At 50.5% G+C, this 18,894-nt stretch carries 12 protein-coding genes; 6 read left to right on the top strand and 6 right to left on the bottom strand.

Features of this window, described 5'->3' with window-relative positions; translation table 11 throughout:
• Nucleotides 1–58 precede the first annotated feature (58 nt).
• The 3 genes from KJ970_16375 to KJ970_16365 are packed head-to-tail and all read left to right on the top strand — an operon-like array spanning nt 59 to nt 4,735.
• Entirely contained in the window at nt 59–790 is a 732-nt protein-coding gene (locus KJ970_16375; GenBank protein ID MBU2692497.1) for a creatininase family protein, read from the top strand.
• Nucleotides 791–830: 40 nt separating this feature from the next.
• The gene (locus KJ970_16370; protein MBU2692496.1) at nt 831–2,819 is read left to right on the top strand and encodes a DUF3857 domain-containing transglutaminase family protein; all 1,989 of its coding nucleotides are present in this window, start codon (nt 831–833) and stop codon (nt 2,817–2,819) included.
• 8 nt (nt 2,820–2,827) lie between these two features.
• Nucleotides 2,828–4,735: a DUF3857 domain-containing protein gene (locus KJ970_16365; GenBank protein MBU2692495.1), complete on the top strand. Its 1,908-nt coding sequence runs from the start codon at nt 2,828–2,830 to the stop codon at nt 4,733–4,735.
• 65 nt (nt 4,736–4,800) lie between these two features.
• Here the strand turns inward: KJ970_16365 and KJ970_16360 are convergent, their stop codons facing one another.
• Genes KJ970_16360 through KJ970_16350 form a run of 3 tightly spaced genes read right to left on the bottom strand, consistent with a single transcriptional unit; the run spans nt 4,801 to nt 7,807 of the window.
• Nucleotides 4,801–5,331 carry a hypothetical protein gene (locus KJ970_16360; protein MBU2692494.1) on the bottom strand — a complete coding sequence of 177 codons (531 nt, stop codon included), beginning with the start codon at nt 5,329–5,331 and terminating at the stop codon, nt 4,801–4,803.
• Nucleotides 5,332–5,378: 47 nt separating this feature from the next.
• Entirely contained in the window at nt 5,379–6,677 is a 1,299-nt protein-coding gene (locus tag KJ970_16355) for a 4-hydroxybutyrate CoA-transferase (GenBank protein ID MBU2692493.1), read from the bottom strand.
• Complete coding sequence (locus tag KJ970_16350; GenBank protein MBU2692492.1) at nt 6,674–7,807, bottom strand: alanine dehydrogenase; 1,134 nt, start codon at nt 7,805–7,807, stop codon at nt 6,674–6,676. The genes KJ970_16355 and KJ970_16350 overlap by 4 nt, the downstream gene beginning before the upstream one ends.
• A 437-nt stretch (nt 7,808–8,244) precedes the next feature.
• On the opposite strand from KJ970_16350, the gene KJ970_16345 reads away from it, so the two are divergent.
• The gene (locus tag KJ970_16345) at nt 8,245–11,040 is read left to right on the top strand and encodes a T9SS type A sorting domain-containing protein (GenBank protein ID MBU2692491.1); all 2,796 of its coding nucleotides are present in this window, start codon (nt 8,245–8,247) and stop codon (nt 11,038–11,040) included.
• A gap of 86 nt (nt 11,041–11,126) precedes the next feature.
• On the opposite strand, the gene KJ970_16340 is transcribed toward KJ970_16345, so the two are convergent.
• The gene (locus tag KJ970_16340) at nt 11,127–11,492 is read right to left on the bottom strand and encodes a cupin (GenBank protein ID MBU2692490.1); all 366 of its coding nucleotides are present in this window, start codon (nt 11,490–11,492) and stop codon (nt 11,127–11,129) included.
• Between the two features lie 143 nt (nt 11,493–11,635).
• On the opposite strand from KJ970_16340, the gene KJ970_16335 reads away from it, so the two are divergent.
• Nucleotides 11,636–13,258 (top strand): DUF2079 domain-containing protein, encoded by a 1,623-nt coding sequence (locus tag KJ970_16335; GenBank protein ID MBU2692489.1) that lies wholly within the window; start codon nt 11,636–11,638, stop codon nt 13,256–13,258.
• Between the two features lie 85 nt (nt 13,259–13,343).
• Here KJ970_16335 and asnA read toward each other — a convergent pair whose 3' ends face one another.
• Nucleotides 13,344–14,474, bottom strand: coding sequence for an aspartate--ammonia ligase (gene asnA / locus KJ970_16330; protein MBU2692488.1), 1,131 nt, complete (start codon nt 14,472–14,474; stop codon nt 13,344–13,346).
• A gap of 332 nt (nt 14,475–14,806) precedes the next feature.
• Between asnA and KJ970_16325 the strand changes: the two genes are divergently transcribed.
• Complete coding sequence (locus KJ970_16325; protein MBU2692487.1) at nt 14,807–16,063, top strand: hypothetical protein; 1,257 nt, start codon at nt 14,807–14,809, stop codon at nt 16,061–16,063.
• Nucleotides 16,064–16,124: 61 nt separating this feature from the next.
• Here KJ970_16325 and KJ970_16320 read toward each other — a convergent pair whose 3' ends face one another.
• Nucleotides 16,125–18,881, bottom strand: coding sequence for a metallophosphoesterase (locus KJ970_16320; GenBank protein ID MBU2692486.1), 2,757 nt, complete (start codon nt 18,879–18,881; stop codon nt 16,125–16,127).
• Nucleotides 18,882–18,894: the final 13 nt, after the last annotated feature.

Raw genomic sequence — 18,894 nt, 5'->3', positions numbered from 1 at the left:
TGCGTCTCTTGGCGGGTTTCCCATATCAAACGAACCGATAACCTTGGAAGGTGTCCCTATGGAATGGCAGAATTTGTCAACCGGTGATCATGCCCGCCACCCCTTTGAAACGGCGCTCCTCCCGATCGGGACAATAGAAGCCCACAATGGCGGCCCGGTAGGAACCGACAACCTGATCCCCGAAGCTCTGTGCCGGCATCTTTCGACACGGCTGGAATTGCCGACCCTTCCGCTGATGCCGTATGGGATTACGGGATCCCTGCTGGCCTACCCCGGCGGATGTTCATTGAGCGAAGCAGTTCTCGATTCGTTTCTCTTTGAATTGGGCCGTTCGCTTGCCCGGCACGGTCTGAAGAGGCTCTTGGTCATTAATGGACATGGAGGCAATACGGCGACCCTGGAGAAAGCCGCAGGTCGCCTGTTTCGAGAGATCAATCTCTATGTCGCGGTTATTGATTGGTGGTTCGAGGGGCAACCCGATGCCGTCGAGATCTTCGGTGAGGGCGGCATGGGGCATGCCGGCATAGACGAGATGGGGCTTCTCCTCGGCCTGCATCCCGAAATCCGAAATCACCTTCCACAAAAAGCGGTTCCGGCCTACTACCGTTTCAAGGGAGTCACGGCCATACCGACCCCGAGACCCGTCATCATCTATGACCATCCGGAATCACCCGTCGACTTTGCCCGTTTGACGGAAGATAAATGTACAGCCTTTGCAGATCGCATCCTCCATCGGATGGAAGAGATCATCCGCAATATCATGACAGGATGGGATACGACGCAACGATGAAGTCGATCCCGGAGACCGCCTCCGGGCGGAAGGAGAAATAATGCGGTTTTTGTTCGTGATTCTCGCCCTTACACTTTTCTGCGGGAGCGTTCATGCCATTGACCCACCTGCGAACATACCATCGCCCGATGCACTGGCCCTTATGTCTGAACCATCCGACCCGATTTTTGAAGAGGCTGATCGCATTCTGCTCTTTGATCGAACGACGATCGAGGTTGAGGAGAGTGGATTAAGTCACAGATATCATCATCAATTCATTAAAATATTGAAACCTGCCGGCGCCGTGGCCACCCGGGCTCTTCGTTTTGATTATGATACCAGCTCCAATATCATTGAAATTCGCAGTGTCCGCATATACCACGCAGACTCCACCACAATTGATGTTGATCCAGAAACGGCGGTTGACGTCACCGCACCGGCCGACCTCATATATTGGGGTGGAAGAATGAAGGTCTTGGGTCTTCCCCGGCTGATGCCGGGAGACGCGGTGGAAATCTTAACATATATGAAAGGCTTCCAAATAGCCTATCTCACAGAGGAGCCGTCGTCCTTCACCCCTGTCGCCTCGGAAGACAGCCTCTACATCCCTCCCATGCGAGGCCACTTCTATGACGTCGTTTTATTTCAAGGCGACCTTCCCATGGTTGAGAAAGTTTATGAGGTCCGGTTGCCTCGCGATAAACCTCTGCAATATTCAATGTATAATGGCGATTTGATGAGCAGCCTCCGATTCACGGACGAAGCTTTCATCTACCGATTCTGGAGCGAGAGGATTTCCGCCGTTACTTATGAATCCCGAATGCCCGATCTCAGCGATTTCGTCCCCAAAGTGGTCATGGCTACCGTTGAAAATTGGGAAGATAAGAGCCGCTGGTTTTATGAAACAAATGAGTGGGTCTTTGAATCAACACCGGAGATCGACGCCAAAGTACAAGACATCGTTTCCGCCGCTCAAAGCGATGAAGATAAAATGGCTCTACTCCTCCACTGGGTTGCGCAGAACATCCGTTATAGCGGCCTGAATATGGGCGCCGGCGAAGGATATACAATTCATCCAAGCTCGATGACCTTTCAAGACCGGTGCGGTGTCTGCAAGGATATCGCTGGCATGCTCGTGACAATGCTGCGATCCGCCGGGTTTAAAACCTATGCCGCGATGACAATGGCCGGTTCAAGGGTGGAAGATCTTCCGGCCGATCAGTTTAATCATTGCGTGGTCGCCCTTGAAACGGAGAAGGGCGAAACGATCATGCTGGATCCAACCTGGGCTCCATGGAACCGCCCGATTTGGAGCCGCTGGGAAGGTGAACAAAACTATGTCATCGGAAATCCAGAGGGTGACGGATTGAGCATCATCCCGGCTTTTGATCCGGCTGAGAACCTCCTCACTGTACGGAATGAAGCTCGGATCTCAAAGGATGGGTCTCTAAATGGCGTTTTCAAAATTTCCGGCCGTGGCATTTCCGACGGAGGACTAAGAAATTTAGTGGCAGGTCAATTAAAGCGTGATTTGAAACAGTCTTTGGAACGACGTTTCGGCCAACTCTCTGACCGGATCATCATCAGTGATTATACACTCGGGGATCATCGGGATTTCTCGGGAGATATGAGCATTGAAATCAAATACGCTATCCCCGGCTACGCCGATTTCATTGGAAAGGATATTATCTTCAGCTCCCCATCTCTCACTCTGCTGGCCCACAACCCCGCTTGGTCGCGGTTTGCCGCGGTTCCCATCGAACCGACCCGTGAACACGACCTCTTTCTCTGGGCCCCCCAATTGATCCAGATCGAAGAAAAGATAACATTGCCCGACGGCTTCAAAATTGAGCCGCCGGAGAACCTTGACAGAAAAGCCGAGATGGGCGCTGCAACACTGGAATGGGAAGCAAAGGGTCCGTCCCTCCATCTGCACGGTGAGCTCAAAATTGAGAAACGGATGATACCCTCCGGTCTGATCCCCGAGCTGCAGGAGGTCGTCAAGGCGCTTCAAGAGCAGGCCGACGAATCTCTTTATGGAACAAGGTGAGGAGAATCATGAATAAAAGATATATCATTGGATGGCTGCTGATCGCCTCACTCATTCTCTTTGCGAACCTTTCCAGCGTAAGGGCCGCGACGGGGACCAGCGGGCCATTGAATGAATCCGAAATGGTTCAACGGGTTCTGGCTGCTCCTCCTCTGATTCTCTCGGATGAAAATGACGGCTTTGTTCTTTTCGACGGACGCTATTACAAATTCGACGACGGCCGGCTTGAATTCCGGCATCAGCGATTGATTCAGATCCGCAGCGAACATGCCCTCGAGATTCTGGGTGATCCTCGCATCGCATACGATTCGAGTCGCCAGGAGCTGACCCTTCATAAAGCCCGAACCTACTTCCCCGATGGATCATTTCAGGATTCGCCGGAAAACGCCGCCAATGAGGTCACCCCGGACGCGCTTGACTTATCGGTGGATTATCTTACCCAGCGCGAGATGGTCGTCACTCATGTCGGCCTGGAGCCCGGCACCACGATCCTCTTGGATTGGACCCTTCGTGATATCCGACCTTCCGAGATTCCATTTAACGAAACGATATTCCCTCAGGATACCTATCCGGTTTTGGAAATGGAGATCTTCGTTGAAGGCGCTCTGCATGGGGAATCGGTGAATCCATCGGGAACCCTCTTCTCTATCCCTGAACCCCGACGGGAAAACAACAGTCTCCTTTGGCGGATAGAAAACATTCCTCCCGGTCCCGGCGATTCAAGCTATCGGATCGGTGATCAATCATCCGCCATCAATCTTTCGGCCCAAAAGGATTGGGATCTCCTTGCCGCAAGTCTTGGCGCCGCTCTGGGGGAGAACCTCTCGGATATCGTATCGATTGACCCGCTCATGACCTACCTGGAGAAGGCGGCTCCGTTCATCGGCGACCTGGAAAAGATGGAGGCTTGGGCTGGAGTCTGCCGGGATCATACGGCTTTGATCCGTTACACACCGCTCCGATCCACCCGGAGCCCCCGCTCCCTGGAGCGCATTTTACAAACATCAACGGCGACACCCCTTGAACGCTCTCTCCTCTTCGCCGCCTTCTGCCGCAGCAACAACTACGAATTTCAAGTGCTCCTTCCTTCACGATGGATGACCCTGAGCCACAATGTCCCCTCTCTTGAGCCTTTTGCCGATCCCATCCTTCAAGTTGTGGGCCGGAACGGTGATCTTTTCATGGTAAATCCATCTACGGGAATTGTACAATCACTCCGCATCGCGGCCGCTTCATGGCCGCAGCTGGCCATCTATCCAGGTATTCCCCATTGGATCGATCCGGCGAATGGAATTGATATCATTCAGATCGACATATTTTGGGATTTGGAGAGCGGCGCCGGCAAGGCCGACGGCTGTCTCAGCGGTCCCCGGACCCTGCTCATGGAACATAAAAATCCGGAAGGCGCGATCGAAGCATGGGCTGAAGGTTGGGCCGACAGCACCTCCATCGATAAAATCCGGATTTTGGAATCATCGCCCGACCGGATGCTTTTCCAGGTGAATGTCACCGCACCGATACCCGAGAAGGATGAGCGGGGACGCATCCCTGTGAGCCTCCCTCTGCCTCCTCTTGACTTGAAGGATCTCCGGCCACAAGGGATGAACCCCGTTTATAGCGTGTGCCGATCCAGGCTCTTTCCATTAAACCAGACACAAATCAACCTGACTTGGATTGTCAAATTCCCAAAATCCTGCAAACTTCTGAACCCTGTCAACGCCGAGGCATACTCTTGGCATGAGACTTCCTATACATTGACTCCGTCCACCGACGATCAATATCTACGGGTCGAATATGAATTGAAATGGAATGACAGGGCAATCGAGCCCGATCAATACCCCGCCTATCGAAATCTTTTGGCCGCGGCCCTTGATCTTAGAAAATTGACCCTCTATCTGGAAGAAACCGGCGAATAGATAACGCCCGGGGCCCAAAACACCAATTCGCCATCTGGCAACAAAACATACCGTATGATGGCAGGCTACCAGCCTTCGGTACAGTTGGAGTCGGTGAATACAAAAGCGGTTCCCAAGAGCCAAGTCTCTTCGCCGTGATCTGTATCAAAAGTGAACCATTTGACATCAACGGCCCCATGACCGCCCAATGCGCTGATCTTAACCTTCAACATATTTTCGGCGTGATCGGCGTCTAGGTTCTGCGCTCGGACAAAACCGATTTTTTCGTAGGGGCACTTCGGTTTTTGCTGATTCCGATAAATTCTGATCTTCTTGATCTCAGGAGGGTAGAATGGATCATCGACCGGCGCCCCGGCTGGATCCTTCTGAAAACCTGAGGGGTCCAGAGTTATCGGGCCATCCTCAGAATCCTTTGGAGTTATATCCCAAGGTGGAGTCTTGGGAGATCCAGGTTTTTCTTCAGATGTAACAACCCATTTGGAGTCGACCTCCGGGCCGCCTTTCTTATTCTTGGTGGCTGAACAGCCGATCATGAGAAGCATAGGAAGAGAAACTAAAGCTATGATCCCGGCAAGACGGAATAGACGCATCATCATTTTCGTCCTCCTGGCGCACTGGCCTGCCCATATTAAAGAAATCACTTTTAGAAAAGCAGGTTCATTTCTCTGGCTGCATTCTCAAGTTCCTGTTGGAAATCCGGGTGCGCAATCTTTATTAATGACACCGCTCTTTCCCGGCGATTTTTCCCGAACAGGTCCACCGCCCCAAATTCAGTGACAACATAATGGACATCCGCACGTGTTGTCACAACACCAGCGCCGGGCTTCAAGAAGGGAACGATTCGTGAAAGTGTCCCATTTTTTGCCGTTGCCGGAATGGCAATGATCGGCTTGCCGCCCTTGGATCGCGCCGCTCCCCTGATAAAGTCGACCTGGCCTCCGAATCCGGAGTATATGGTCGACCCGAGCGAGTCCGAACAAACCTGCCCCGTCAAATCAATCTCGATCGCCGAGTTGATAGCCACCATATTGTCGTTCTGGCTGATAACAACGGGATCATTCAAATATTCCACAGGGTGAGCTTCAATCAGCGGATTGTTATCCAAGAAATCGTAGAGTTCTTCACTTCCAAGAGCAAATGTGATCAAGACTTTTCCCGGGTGAATCGTCTTCCTGTTGCCTGTTACAGCACCCCGCTCAATCGCTTGCATGGCGCCGTCTGAAATCATCTCGGTATGAATTCCCAGATCCAGTGACCCCCGGATCGAAGCATAAACCGCGTCGGGTATTCCTCCAATGCCCATCTGGATCGTTGCTCCAGGCTGAATGAGACCGACAATATGCTGTCCAATAGCCATTTCAACATCCGTCGCTGGATTGAGCTTCAGCGTTGGAAGAGCTTCCGTATGTTCCACAATTGATTGAACCCGGCTGACATGCAGGAAGCAATCGCCCAAAACACGCGGCATCTTTTCATTGACTTGAACAATGACGGTTTTTGCGTTATGACAGGCTGCTTTTGAGGCCAGTGTTTCAACGCCGAGACTCATAAACCCATGCTCATCCGGCGGTGACACGGAAACCATAGTGACATCCAATGGAATGATATTTTCAGTGAAGAGGCGCGGTATCTGATGAAGGAAGACGGGGACATAGTCAGCCCGGCACTCGTTGACCGCGGAACGGTCCGCCGGACCGACAAAGAGCGAATTGTGTCGAAAATGACCCTCCATCTCCGGCGCCGACAAGGGGTCTTTCCCGAGCAAAAGCACGTGATTGAGTTGCACATTCTCTAATTCTTCAGCCCGGTTTACCAAGGCGTTCACAAGGGCTTTTGGAACAGCCGCGTTTCCGCCATAGTAGACTTTATCACCGCTTCGGATCATGCGGACCGCCTGTTCGGCGGTTTGTGATTTTGATTTGTAATCGTCAATCCAGCTCATGACACTCCATCTCCCGGCAACAAATCCCTCAAATTCTTTACCGGAATATTCATGGCCTTCCCAATACCCTCATTGACCATTTCTCCACGGTAAAGGTAAACACCCCTGCCCAACCCAACATCTTCCCATAAAGCGCCATCGACACCGAGATTGGCAAGGTTTTGTATAAATGGCAACACCTCATTGGCCAGCGCTCGTGAGGCGGTGCGCGCCACATTCGCCGTCATATTCGGAACACAAAAATGAATGACATCATGCATTTTAAATGTCGGTTGATCCAAAGTCGTCGGCCGGCTGGTTTCGACACAGCCACCTTGGTCAATGGCAATATCGAGAATAACGCTGCCGGGTTTCATGGCCCTCACCATCTCCTCTGTGATAAGATAGGGCGCTCTCCCTCCAGGAATGAGAACGGCTCCGATCAAAACATCCGCGATGGCGCTATATTGAGCCAATCGCGCCGCCGTCGGCACCATCGTCACGGCGCGGCCGGATAGTCTGTTATTGAGATGCCTCAGTTTTGGAAGGCTGGCGTCAAACACAATGACATGCGCCCCGCTGGCCAGCGCCTGGCACGCCGCCATGCTCCCCACCGTACCAGCGCCCAGGATAAGGACCGTTGGCGGCGGAACACCGGGCACATTTCCCATGAGGATGCCGCGCCCTCCCATTTCCGTCTGGAGATAACCCGCCGCGACATGCACCGACATATGTCCCGCCATTTCACTAAAGGGCAATAAAATCGGGAGTCTTTTCTTCTCATCCTGAACTATTTCATAGCCGATCAGGGTCGTTCGCAGCTCCTGGAGCTGCCGAATCATCTCTTTTGACGCCACCGCCAGGTGATGAAAGGCGCAGATCGTTGTATCCGGACTCAGAAGTTCAAGCTCCTCGGCAGAGATCGTCCCAACGCGACACACCAGCTGCGCCCTCTTGTAGACCTCATCACTGCTGTAGACGATTTGCCCGCCGACCTTCTGATATACTTGATCGGTGAAATGGGCTCCCTTGCCCGCTTCTCTTTCGATGAGAACTGTATGTCCCTGTTTGATAAGCCGGGAAACGGCAAAGGGACTCAGACCCACCCGATGTTCATGACGATGGGTTTCCCGCGGTACACTGATAATCATGGTTCTTCCTCCTCAGGTCCGCTTCGGCAATTCCTGACAAGACGGCATCCCCTTGTCGGGCCAGCGGGATTTATGCCCGCACCATGTGCAGTCTAGCCCGTGATTTATTCCATGCCAAGAGCTTGCCGGATATCCCCTCTTAAAACCTGGTTTCCGCTTTCTGCCGTTGAGGTCGCGTATCATATTGCCCACATGTGAGTTGCCGGATATCACGCACATCCCTCCCATCATTCCCGTTCATCAGGTAGTCAATTACTAACGGTTTTGCTATAATTTATCTTGGTTCGCCTTGCGATCACCACGCCGTGGTGGTTGCCGTTGTCAAAAAAGCATCCCCCAAGACAAGGAAACGCTGCGCCGCGCTTCTTTGCTTCATCTCTTGTCGCCATGAGGAGGAATCAATGCGTCTATGTTATCGGAGTCCCCGGAGCCCCAGATTGCGGAAAAAAGGGCAGCCGCTTGCCATCATATTGCCACTGATCATTTTTCTGACCCTCATAACCGGCGCATCGGCCGGCAGTGTGGAGGATGCGGATTTTCCCATCTCGTCGCAGATGGGTGATTCGAGAATCGGTCCCGATGCCCCCCCCATTCTTCTGCCCCCGACAGCGGCCGGTTGGCAGGGAGAGGTTAGATCTCCGTGGGATGTCGCTTCCTATCTGGCGTTTCACAAGGCGGCCGCCTTCGATGCCGGCACCGGCTCAGGCTCCCGGGAGATACCGACAGGCAACCAGTATCTTTATGATGTGGGTTATTATGATATCGTCTTTAATCTCAATCCGTCGACTCATGTTCTGACAGGAACCGTCACGATGAGGGCCACCGCATCCACGGCATCTCTCGATATGGTTGAACTGGATCTTCGGGTGAACATGAACGTCTCATCCGTCACATCCGGAGGCGCTGCAACGACCTATTCGCATCTTTCCGATATTCTTTCAATCGACCTGGACAGAACGTACAGCAGCGGCGAGGAGTTTATCCTGGTCATCGATTATTCCGGCACTCCGTCCGGCGGATATTTCGCTTTTGATAGCAACGGCGGAGAAACCTTGATCTGGACGCTGAGCCAACCCTACGGGGCCCGCACTTGGTGGCCCTGCAAAGATTATCCTTTTGACAAACCGGACTCCGTGGATATTCATGTCACCGTACCTTCCGGACTTATCACCGCCAGTAATGGTTCGTTGCGCGAGCAGACCGATGACGGAACGTTAGCCTATAGCTGGTGGCATGAGGAATACCCCATCGCCACATATCTCGTTTCGCTGGCCATCCACCCCTATTCCGTTTTCACCGATGCCTATGTCTATTCGCCCGGTGATTCAATGGACCTGGTCTTTTACGATTTCCCGGCCCATGCCGCCGGTAACCGCCCGATTAATGCAATGATCAAGGATATTATCGGGGCGTTTGCCAGTGTTTATAATGAGTATCCCTTCCTCAATGAGAAGTATGGTCACGCTGAATTCCCTTGGGGTGGCGGGATGGAACACCAGACCTGCACCAGTCTCGGATATTACGCGGAGAGCATCGCCGCTCACGAGCTGTCTCACATGTGGTGGGGTGATATGATCACATGCGAGGATTATCACCACATTTGGCTGAATGAGGGAATGGCCACCTATAGCGAAGCCATTTGGTACGAGCTTGCATATGGCCCCGAAGCCTATCATCAGGACTTGAGCGCCAATCAATATTTCGGTCCCGGAACGATCTATGTCCCGGATCTGAGCAACACCAATCGCATCTTCGACAGCAATCTCTCCTATAACAAAGGATCCTGGGTTCCGCATATGCTGCGGCATGTCGTGGGAGACGATGATTTCTTTGAGATCTTAAATACATATTACACGCAGTACGGCTATTCCGTCGCCACAACAGAGGACTTCCAGAGTGTTGCGGAATCTGTTTCGGGATTGGAATTAGGCGCCTTCTTTACTCAGTGGATCTACGGCGAGTATTTTCCCATTTATAGTTACTCGTGGAATGCTGCTGCTTCCGGAGACGGATTTGACATATCGTTGATCGTTGATCAATTACAGAGTTCCCAGATCTTCACTATGCCGATCGATGTCGCGATCACAACAGCAAGTGGAGAAGAGATCCAGGTCATTCAAGATCATCTAGCCACTCAATCTTTCATGCTCCATGTGGATGAAGAGCCGTTATCGATTGTTCTCGATCCAGATAATTGGATCCTCCGCCTTATCTTATCGCCCTTACCGGAACCGACCTTCGACAAGGAAATCCTCCTGGTCAACGGTGTCAGCTGGGATTCTTACGGCGCCGAGATTCTCTCCGCCTACGAAGACCGGGCTTTCAGCGGCGATCTCGCCATCGACTTCTGGGATTACTTTGATGAGCCGGGGTCCGGTTATCCCTCAACCCTACCGGCTCCGCGCGGTCATGGCGCCGTCCCCGGCGATATCCTTGGGGAATACAAAAATGTTATTTGGATCGGCAATGATTATAATGGGGATGTTTCAGGATGGATTGATTCCCCGATCTACTCCTATCTCGGCGCGGGCGGCAATGTGCTGCTGATGACGCGCCGGGGCGAAAGTTTCATCATGGACCCCTATCGCGAGTATCTTGGAATCGATTGGGAAAGCGAAACAACGATATATGATTGCATCGCCGTCGAACCTGGTTTGTCGGATATAGCTCGGATTGGAACGCAATCCTATAACGCGACGTTCAGTTCAACTGTAGGCCCCGAGAGTACTCTCCTGTTTGAAGCTCAACAGGGTTTCGGCGCTTACCGCGGTATCGGGGTTATCGCCATTCCACCTGATGGTGGAACATACAATCCAGAAGGTGGCCGATTCGCCTTTTTGAGCGGGCGACCCTACCGTTGGGATCATTTCGATCTTCAAGAAAATGTGATTTACATCCTCTATCATTATTTCGGCATCGAGGCGAGTGATGTCGGCCAAAGTGAAAGCTCGAATCTGTCCTTCATTCTGAATCATCCGGGTCCCAATCCCTTTTCGGCTTTGACATCCATTGGATTCACACTCCCCACCGCGGAATCAACCCGGCTGGCTGTTTGGGATATCTCCGGCCGCCTTGTCCGGGTTTTATTAGACAACAAGATGGATGCCGGCAGACACTCCGTTAAGTGGGACGGTTTGGACGGATCCGGGAATGAAGTGGCAACCGGTCTCTACTTCTATCGGCTGGAATCCGGAACGCATTCGGCCCAGCAAAAAGTCCTAAAATTGAAATAGGATCTTCGAATCATAAGGCTATGCCCACCGGCATCTCAGGATTGCCGGTGGGTTTCTCTTTGTCATGAATTGTTCAACTCACAATCCTAAACAACCTCCCTATGAACCGTTTCCAATGAAAACGCAGGCAAGCACACGGAAATATATTGGGCCCCCTCTTTGCCGGGAGTGCTGTAACGGACTCTCTCTCCGGGAGAAACAATGATGGCCTGGTTCGCACAGACGTCAAGGAGGCCCCCCGGATACTCGACACGCAAGGTTCCGTTTAGAACCAAGGTGATCTCTTCAAAATCGGGAGTCTGAAACGGTTCATCCCAACCGGCGGGTGATGTCATCCTGGCGATGCTGACACGGCCATGCCCTGAATTTACCCTTCCGATATACTCTTCAATCCTTTTGGGGATTACCCCGGCGGCTTCAATAAGGGTCGGCTTTTCGATAATTTTCGGCATTCTTCACTCCTTATCCCTGCGATCCATCATTCGGTTTGACTCCAGTACATTAGATTGATGGCTCACATTATCCTTGTCCAATGGATATTTATGGGCTATGAATTGACTTATTCTGAGTCGAAGCGCTGCTGAGGTACCTACCTATGTTTCGTTTTTCACACCGCCTGGAACATCAAGACATACGAATGTTCACTATTGTACTGATTGCTATTCTATATGCGGTTTTTCTTTCATTTTTCTCCATCCGCGCCCATCTCGGCCTGCAAACCCAGATGAATGATCTCGGAAATGCCGATCAGGCTATTTGGGCGGCCTCGGAAGGCGACTGGTCCATGCCTCAATCCAACAACCTCGATGGCCAAATCCATAGCCGTCTCGGCATGCATGCCAATCTGTTATTTCTGCCACTTTCCCTTTTATATCACTTATGGCCGGATCCCCGGATACTGCTCATCCTTTCCAGTATGGCCTGTTCTCTCGGCAGTATAGGACTCTATAAAATCGCATCTCACCGACTGGGACCCATTGGGTGGTCTCTCGTCCCACCCCTTGCTTTTCTCTGCAGTCCGTTGGTTCATACCGCCAATCTGTACGACTTTCATATCATTACTATCGCAACGGCATTTATCATTTGGGCCATTTATAGTTTCTGGATTGGAAATAATATTAGAGCATGGATCTTCTTGATATTCGCGCTTCTCTGCAAAGAAGATATCCCTCTTATCACCGCAATGTACGGTATTATAACCCTAATGTATGGAAACCGACGGCGGGGAATCATCATCATTGTTATCAGTCTTCTTTATCTCATCGCCGTTTTAGGTTTGCTTGTCCCTGTCATGAATAAGGGAGAATGGACTTCGAATATCAATGGCGCTAACGATCGCTATTCTTGGATCATAAGGACTCCAGGGAAAATCCTTCCAACAATTGCGCGTCCAGACCGCCTTCGTCTCCTTCTCTACTTTCTTCTATCAGGGGCGATTGCCGCCTGGAAGGGACGCCGCTGGTTATTGCTGCTCATCCCTTCCATTTTCTATGGCCTGTTTTCGGACATGGTGTGGATGACAAGGCTGACGGGAACTTATTACTGGATCACCGCCGAAGCTGTCATTATCATTGCCTGTTTGGAAGCCTCCCGCGGATCGTTAACCGCCATGAAGAAGAGCCGTCCTTGGCCATTGATCTATCTGTCGACGGCGACGATTCTCTTTTCATTTCTATTTTCGCCTCTTCCCCACGGTGTGTGGGCCTCATGGGATAATTACAAAGTCGATGATGCTTACCGGTCCCTCGAGGAAATCCAAAAACGCATACCAATCGACGGGACTCTCTCGGTGCAAAACAATCTAGGAGCCCATTTGTCACATCGGCCTGATATTGCGACAATCCCCCGGCGAAGCGCCAAAGCATCCCATATACTGATCCATTTGAGGTATTTGGGAGGGCCTGTCAGCGGGCTATTCGTCAGGACATCGCCGTCCTTTATGTATGGGTTGTCGCTTCCCCAACTCCTGGAAGTCACACAGAGGCTCATTCAATCACCAGATTGGGGTATCGTTGAGTATTGCGACGGCTTTTACCTATTTGAGAGGAACGCGGAAGATCGGTTGGATGAGACTGAAATCCTGGATAGATTCAGAAGCGATTCCTCAAACATGGTGGAGTCATACAGAAGCCAATCAAATAATCTCTCTCCTCTGAGGCCCTATATTGTCTCAAGCCTTACTTGGAAACAATTATTCCATCCTGAATTCTTGAAATAATAGTAACAGCCATCGGCTTTCAAATCACCGATGGCTGTACATTTACTTATCTATCGAGCTACTCAATACTCAATCAAACAGCTGACTATTCCAGAACAAAGATCTTCTTCTCGGCACAGATCTTTTTTAGAATTTTGGGCCAAACAGTGACGCTGACCTCACCCAGATGCGCCTTCTTTAAAAGATACATATAGGTTCGGGACTGTCCGATCCCACCACCGATACTCAGAGGAATCTCATCATTGAGAATCGCCTGATGATATGGCAATTCCAAGAAATCGAGTTGATTCGTCATCTCCAGCTGGGTCTTCAAAGTCTCTTTGTTGACCCGAATACCCATCGACGTCAATTCATGCCGGCGTTTTGTCACATGGTTCCAAACGAGAATATCACCATTCAAACCATGCATTTTCTCGCCTTTCTTCGTGACGGACTCTGTAACCCAATCATCATAATCCGCGGCTCTCATCTCATGCGGATAGCCGTCCTTCAAGGTCCAGCCGATTCCATAAATAAAGACCGCAGGATATTCCTGCAGAATCGCCGTTTCTCTTTGTTTCCTTGGAAGCTCAGGATACATTTCAAGAATTTCTTCAGCATGAAGGAACTTCAATTCGTTGGGCAGATCCGGATATTTATTTGTTTTCAGTTGTGGATACATTTTTTGAACGTGGACCTCAGCTCCTTTGAGAACCTTCCAAATTTTCTTGACGGTATCTGTCAGGAAATCCAGGTTCCTCTGGTTGGGAGTTATGACCTTTTCCCAGTCCCACTGATCGACGTAAGCGCTATGATCATGGTCCAAGAAATAGTCTTTACGCACTGCATGCATATCGGTATTGATGCCTTCGCCAACCGCACAATTGAATTGCTTCAACGCGACTCGCTTCCACTTTGTTGCGGCCTGAACGACCTGCGCATCGATAGGATTTTTTCCGTGGTCATTTGAAATGTGGAATTCAATCGGTGTGCGCGATCCATCGCGGTCCAAGTAGTCATTGACGCCGCTAGTCTTATCAACAATCAACGGGACCTGTACCATCATAAGATTCAACTCTTTACAAAGATTCTCCTCGATGTAGTTCTTTGCTGCAAAGAGGGCCTTCATCGTCTCTTTCGGGGTCAGCAGTGACTTGTAATCGTTGGGAAGAACTTTTACCAACTCATCATAGTTGCCAATGCCGGGACCAGCCAGATCAGCTTTCTTGTCTCCCATGCTCATTTCTCCTACTTATTTTAGTAATTAGAGATGCCGAACGGGTTATATGAACACCAAACTCTGGTCATCCTAGCTTTTGTCGCTTGGCAGTTCAAGATACCCCGATTCGAATTCTGGCCCGTTTTGCTATCTGGCTTTATAACATTGGGATAGAAACTCAGATCGCATAGATCCTGGAACAAGCTTTCATTATTCTGTTATTCTTCCGGTAAGATCCCGTCCAAAGTTAAGGGGGACATGGGAACCCCAAACGGGACGACTCCTGATGAAGATTCTTTATCGCGTGACCCAAACTGATCGAATCAACCGATGAAGTCGAAGGAGGATACTTGAGATTCATTTCAACCGCCGCGATGAGATTGCTTCCGATCTTAATCATCCTTCAAGTTTCATATAGTCAAAATCCTGCAAACGCCGAGAGCCCCTCTCCGTCCTCAATTGCTGAAAGGATTTATAACCGAATTATACCGCTTAATGGAGTCGAAAGGCTCAAGCCGCAGGAATTATGGCGGGCGGGTGGAGAAGATGACGAGATCTTCTTTGGTAACATCCAGAATGTTCTGTCCGACCAGGGCGGCAATATATACCTCCTTGATACCCAGCTTTTTCAAATTCTCGTCTACACTCCGGACGGCCGCTTCCGTGGAACCCTTGGGCGCCAGGGCGAAGGTCCGGGTGAAGTGAGAAATCTAACGGACATGCTCTTTCTTCCGGACGGAACACTGGGTCTTGGGCAGGCATTTCCCGGAAAAATAATAAAACTCGATTTGGGGGGAAATCCAGCCGGTTCGATTGATCTGTGCTCTACATCAATAGAAAGTGGAAATCTCATCGTATTTCTTGCAGGAAAATCTATCAACGATTTGATTCTTCTTGCTGGAATGCGCTGGCATCCGGATGAAAGCGGCCTGATGCAGCAAAATATGTTTCTATCTCGCTTTGATCCGAAAGGACTTGAACAGATTTGTTATCACAAAAAGGTTTCTTCTGTCAATTTGGCCGAGTTTGCTTTTGATGAAATGCAGTTTGACTTTATATGGTCACGCTTTGCCATATTGCCGAATGATAATATCTGTTTCGCTCCCTATCGGAATCTTTATGAAATTCATATTTGCAACAAGGACGCCGAGATCATAAAAATCATCTCGAAGGAATATGAAAGTCTTAAACGAGATGACAGAGGCAAAAAGAATGCCTTGTTGACCGGGGAAGCGACAGGACGAAATTACGGGGTCCCCGTGAAGAGTGTCAAAGTCGAAGACACAGAGCCTGACATCACAGCGCTTCAACCTGCCCAAGACGGGTCGCTCTGGGTTCAAACAAGTCGCGGGGACCACCTCTCTCCCGACGGAATTTTCACAACCTTTGATTTCTTTGACTCTGAGGGCATATTTTTAAAGCAGGTAGAGGTAGAAGTCCCCGGCAAGGCGACGGAGGATGACATTTACATCCTCCCAAACAAAAGGATCATCGTTGTTCGAGGAACGGTCGCCGCATATCAGCGAGAATCATCCGTATCCAACTCTGATAAAGAGCTGGCAGGGGAAGATGGCCTATTGGAAGTGATTTGCTATTTAATTCCGTGAGCCACAATCTCTCCATGATAAGGCACGCAAAGCTCCTGGATACAGATTCCAGAATATATCTCTATCGGCTCAGAATCATCTTGCGCGATAAGGTCCGGTCTTTCGACTTCAGACGCGCGAAATAAATGCCGTCAGCGGCGGGTCGCCCCTGACGATCCCGCCCATCCCACACGACGACGTGTTCTCCACCATCCACAATGCGATCTACCAACCGTACAATCTCTCGCCCGGATAAATCATAAACAGAGAGCCGAATTCCTTCTTGATCCGGAAGGGAGTATTTGAAACTCGTTCGCGGATGAAAGGGATTGGGATGGTTTTGACTCAAACTGTATTGATAGCGTGAGGCCCCCGGCCCCGGCGCATCTGAAGAACTCAAGCTCAAGGTCACCGTCTGAAATGAATTCGGCATAATATCCACATTAACATAATAGACGGCGACAGAATCCTGAGGATCTACTTGAAAAAGCACACCTCCAATTACCTCAGCTTGTGCCGGCCCATTCGGCATGATGAAACGCAATTGGGCATGTTCAAACTGTTCGGAATAATTATTGGTGATCTCCGCAACAACTTCATTGTGAGTTCCATCATTTGCCGGTTGGTATTGTACTGTCAGCGATTCGCCGAAATTTCCTGCCGAAATAGTGGGGCGTGGCGACAGAACTCCCTGTGAGACCCTAATGAGCCTAAAGGACCGTTCTCCATCACAAACATTGTTGGTGGAAAGATCGTAGGGTTGTACTCCGATATCCCCGTCATCTCGATGTATATGCCCCCAGAGTCCCATTTCTATCCCTAAGGAACCGAGCTGGATCTGATTCGCGAAATCGTAATGATAAAAAAGCACCCGGGCTGAGCTTCCGGCCGCCTCGGTCAGGTCATCAGACAGCCACTGGAGTTGTCCTGTTGTAAAACTCGTGGCGCCGTAAATTCCGGAGCGCCACATATCATAATTATCGTAGGCTTCCATACCTATGTAATGCACCGGTCCATAGTCAAAACTATAATTTTGCGTGTACCATGGCGCTCCCGGCGGCGGATCGTTCAATCGACTCCAACCAAAGAAGCGCCACCAATCGCGCCGCGCCGTGCCCGCGCTGGGCGGTGTAGCATCCCAACCTCCGACATCATGATTGCCTGCCGTCAAGTAAACCGGAGATTGAAACTCCGCCAAAAGGCGCTGACCGCGGGTATAATAGCGCCCATAAAGAAAATCCTCTAATTCTCCTTCATTGATGAGATCTCCGGTCATAAGAACAAATTCTGGGTTTATTATTTTGATATCCTCGATCACTTCCCGGAAATCCACAATTTCCGAGGTGTCGGTATCAGCCCCACTTTCATAGTAATACAAAGTCGTCGGCAAATGCGTGTCAGTGACATGAACGAAGTAATAATCGTCTTTTAATGCAGGTATTAATTTCACTGCATTCCGCGTGACGTCATAAATTCCACCCGCTGCTGTTACTTCCAAATCATAGAGCTCATAGACAGCTCCATGGGGGATCAACGCCGACAAGCTCCACCATCCTGTGTCCTGATCAAATGATGATGCAGTGACGGTCAACGGAATCCATGTCCCGCCATGCAGAAGCGCGGCTTCCCAATCGGAGGTTTCGGGGACGGCGTCGCATGAGATTTCGAGCGTATCACCGGGAACAACAATGGAGGGGATATTCAGAAGAGGACGCTGAATTACCGTCAGAGTGTCACCGATAGCCGGAATCTCGGGGCCCCCACCGGAATCCAAGTAAAAATGAACATTATAGGATTCACCTGCACTGATGGTAAGCCAAGCATCATCTGATTCATACCCATCCCGCGAAGCCAGTAAGTGCCAGTTTCCCTCCGGAAGCGTTGCCATGGCGTTTCCCGACAATGATGCTTCCATTTGAAGATAAATGACATCCTGGTCATCAAATACATCTATAACGGCGCCGGGCAAAGGGGTTCCGTACGCCGCATCTTCGGCATAACATTGAACGGTGCCAACAGGTATTTCCAAAATCTCATGAGCAATGGATGCAACTGAAGCGATATCATTTCCACCGACGACAAAGCGACGGCTGTAGGTTGCTTCCTCTCCAGGACCTAGATGTTCACTCACAACATTTATATCAGACCAATAGCTTCCATTGGGTCCCCAAAGTGTAACTGAAGGTTCCGTATATCCATAGGAAACCTCTTCATCCGTCCCGGCCAGCCATGCTTCGGTCGTATTTCCCGATGTTATGAATCCATAACCTGGAATGAAGAGATGACATCCCCCCCAATGAAAAGCATCACCTAATTCAAAATTATTGTACGTGGAACCGCCGGCATTCGTCACGGTGGTCGTGAGGGTCACATAGGCATCCCCTTCCGCCAGCGAGTAGTCGGTTACGACAGTTAGAGAAGGGTTATCTGAATCGACACCCAAAACGCGCAGAACAGCCGGTCCGCCGCTGGAACCATCATCAATAACCGCTATGGAGCCGTACTCGGCCTGCCGGGGCCAGTCATTATCAAAATAAGTATATAAATTACCCAGGGCATCGATCCGCGCGGAACTGGCTCCGGCATCGATGATATTTCCGCCGGTATTAGCATTATATTGAACATGATCTATATCACTGATCACAACGGCAACCAGATCATTTTCAAGAATATAATCGTTGATTTGACCGTCAGAGTAATATCCCGTCAAGTAATCCTGTGAGGAGGTTATCCTGTGAGCGGTGACGGACCCGGCTGCGGGTGGAACAAAAAGCCCACAAAAAATGATAATCCCGACGAGCAAAGCGGGAATCTTGTTGCCTCTAAGCTGCTGCGGCATGTTGGCTCCTGAT

The organism is Candidatus Eisenbacteria bacterium (genome assembly GCA_018831195.1).
Taxonomy (GTDB): Bacteria; Eisenbacteria; RBG-16-71-46; order CAIMUX01; family JAHJDP01; genus JAHJDP01.
The sequence above is the reverse complement of the archived record's forward strand: the minus strand, read 5'-3'. Positions and strand labels throughout refer to the sequence as shown.

Coding starts and splice junctions, on each gene's coding strand:
- asnA (MBU2692488.1), bottom strand. CDS start 14,474: ATGGGAGACAAGAAAGCTGATCTGGCTGGTCCCGGCATTGGCAACTAT.
- KJ970_16340 (MBU2692490.1), bottom strand. CDS start 11,492: ATGCCGAAAATTATCGAAAAGCCGACCCTTATTGAAGCCGCCGGGGTA.
- KJ970_16375 (MBU2692497.1), top strand. CDS start 59: ATGGAATGGCAGAATTTGTCAACCGGTGATCATGCCCGCCACCCCTTT.
- KJ970_16365 (MBU2692495.1), top strand. CDS start 2,828: ATGAATAAAAGATATATCATTGGATGGCTGCTGATCGCCTCACTCATT.
- KJ970_16360 (MBU2692494.1), bottom strand. CDS start 5,331: ATGATGATGCGTCTATTCCGTCTTGCCGGGATCATAGCTTTAGTTTCT.
- KJ970_16335 (MBU2692489.1), top strand. CDS start 11,636: ATGTTTCGTTTTTCACACCGCCTGGAACATCAAGACATACGAATGTTC.
- KJ970_16355 (MBU2692493.1), bottom strand. CDS start 6,677: ATGAGCTGGATTGACGATTACAAATCAAAATCACAAACCGCCGAACAG.
- KJ970_16370 (MBU2692496.1), top strand. CDS start 831: ATGCGGTTTTTGTTCGTGATTCTCGCCCTTACACTTTTCTGCGGGAGC.
- KJ970_16350 (MBU2692492.1), bottom strand. CDS start 7,807: ATGATTATCAGTGTACCGCGGGAAACCCATCGTCATGAACATCGGGTG.
- KJ970_16320 (MBU2692486.1), bottom strand. CDS start 18,881: ATGCCGCAGCAGCTTAGAGGCAACAAGATTCCCGCTTTGCTCGTCGGG.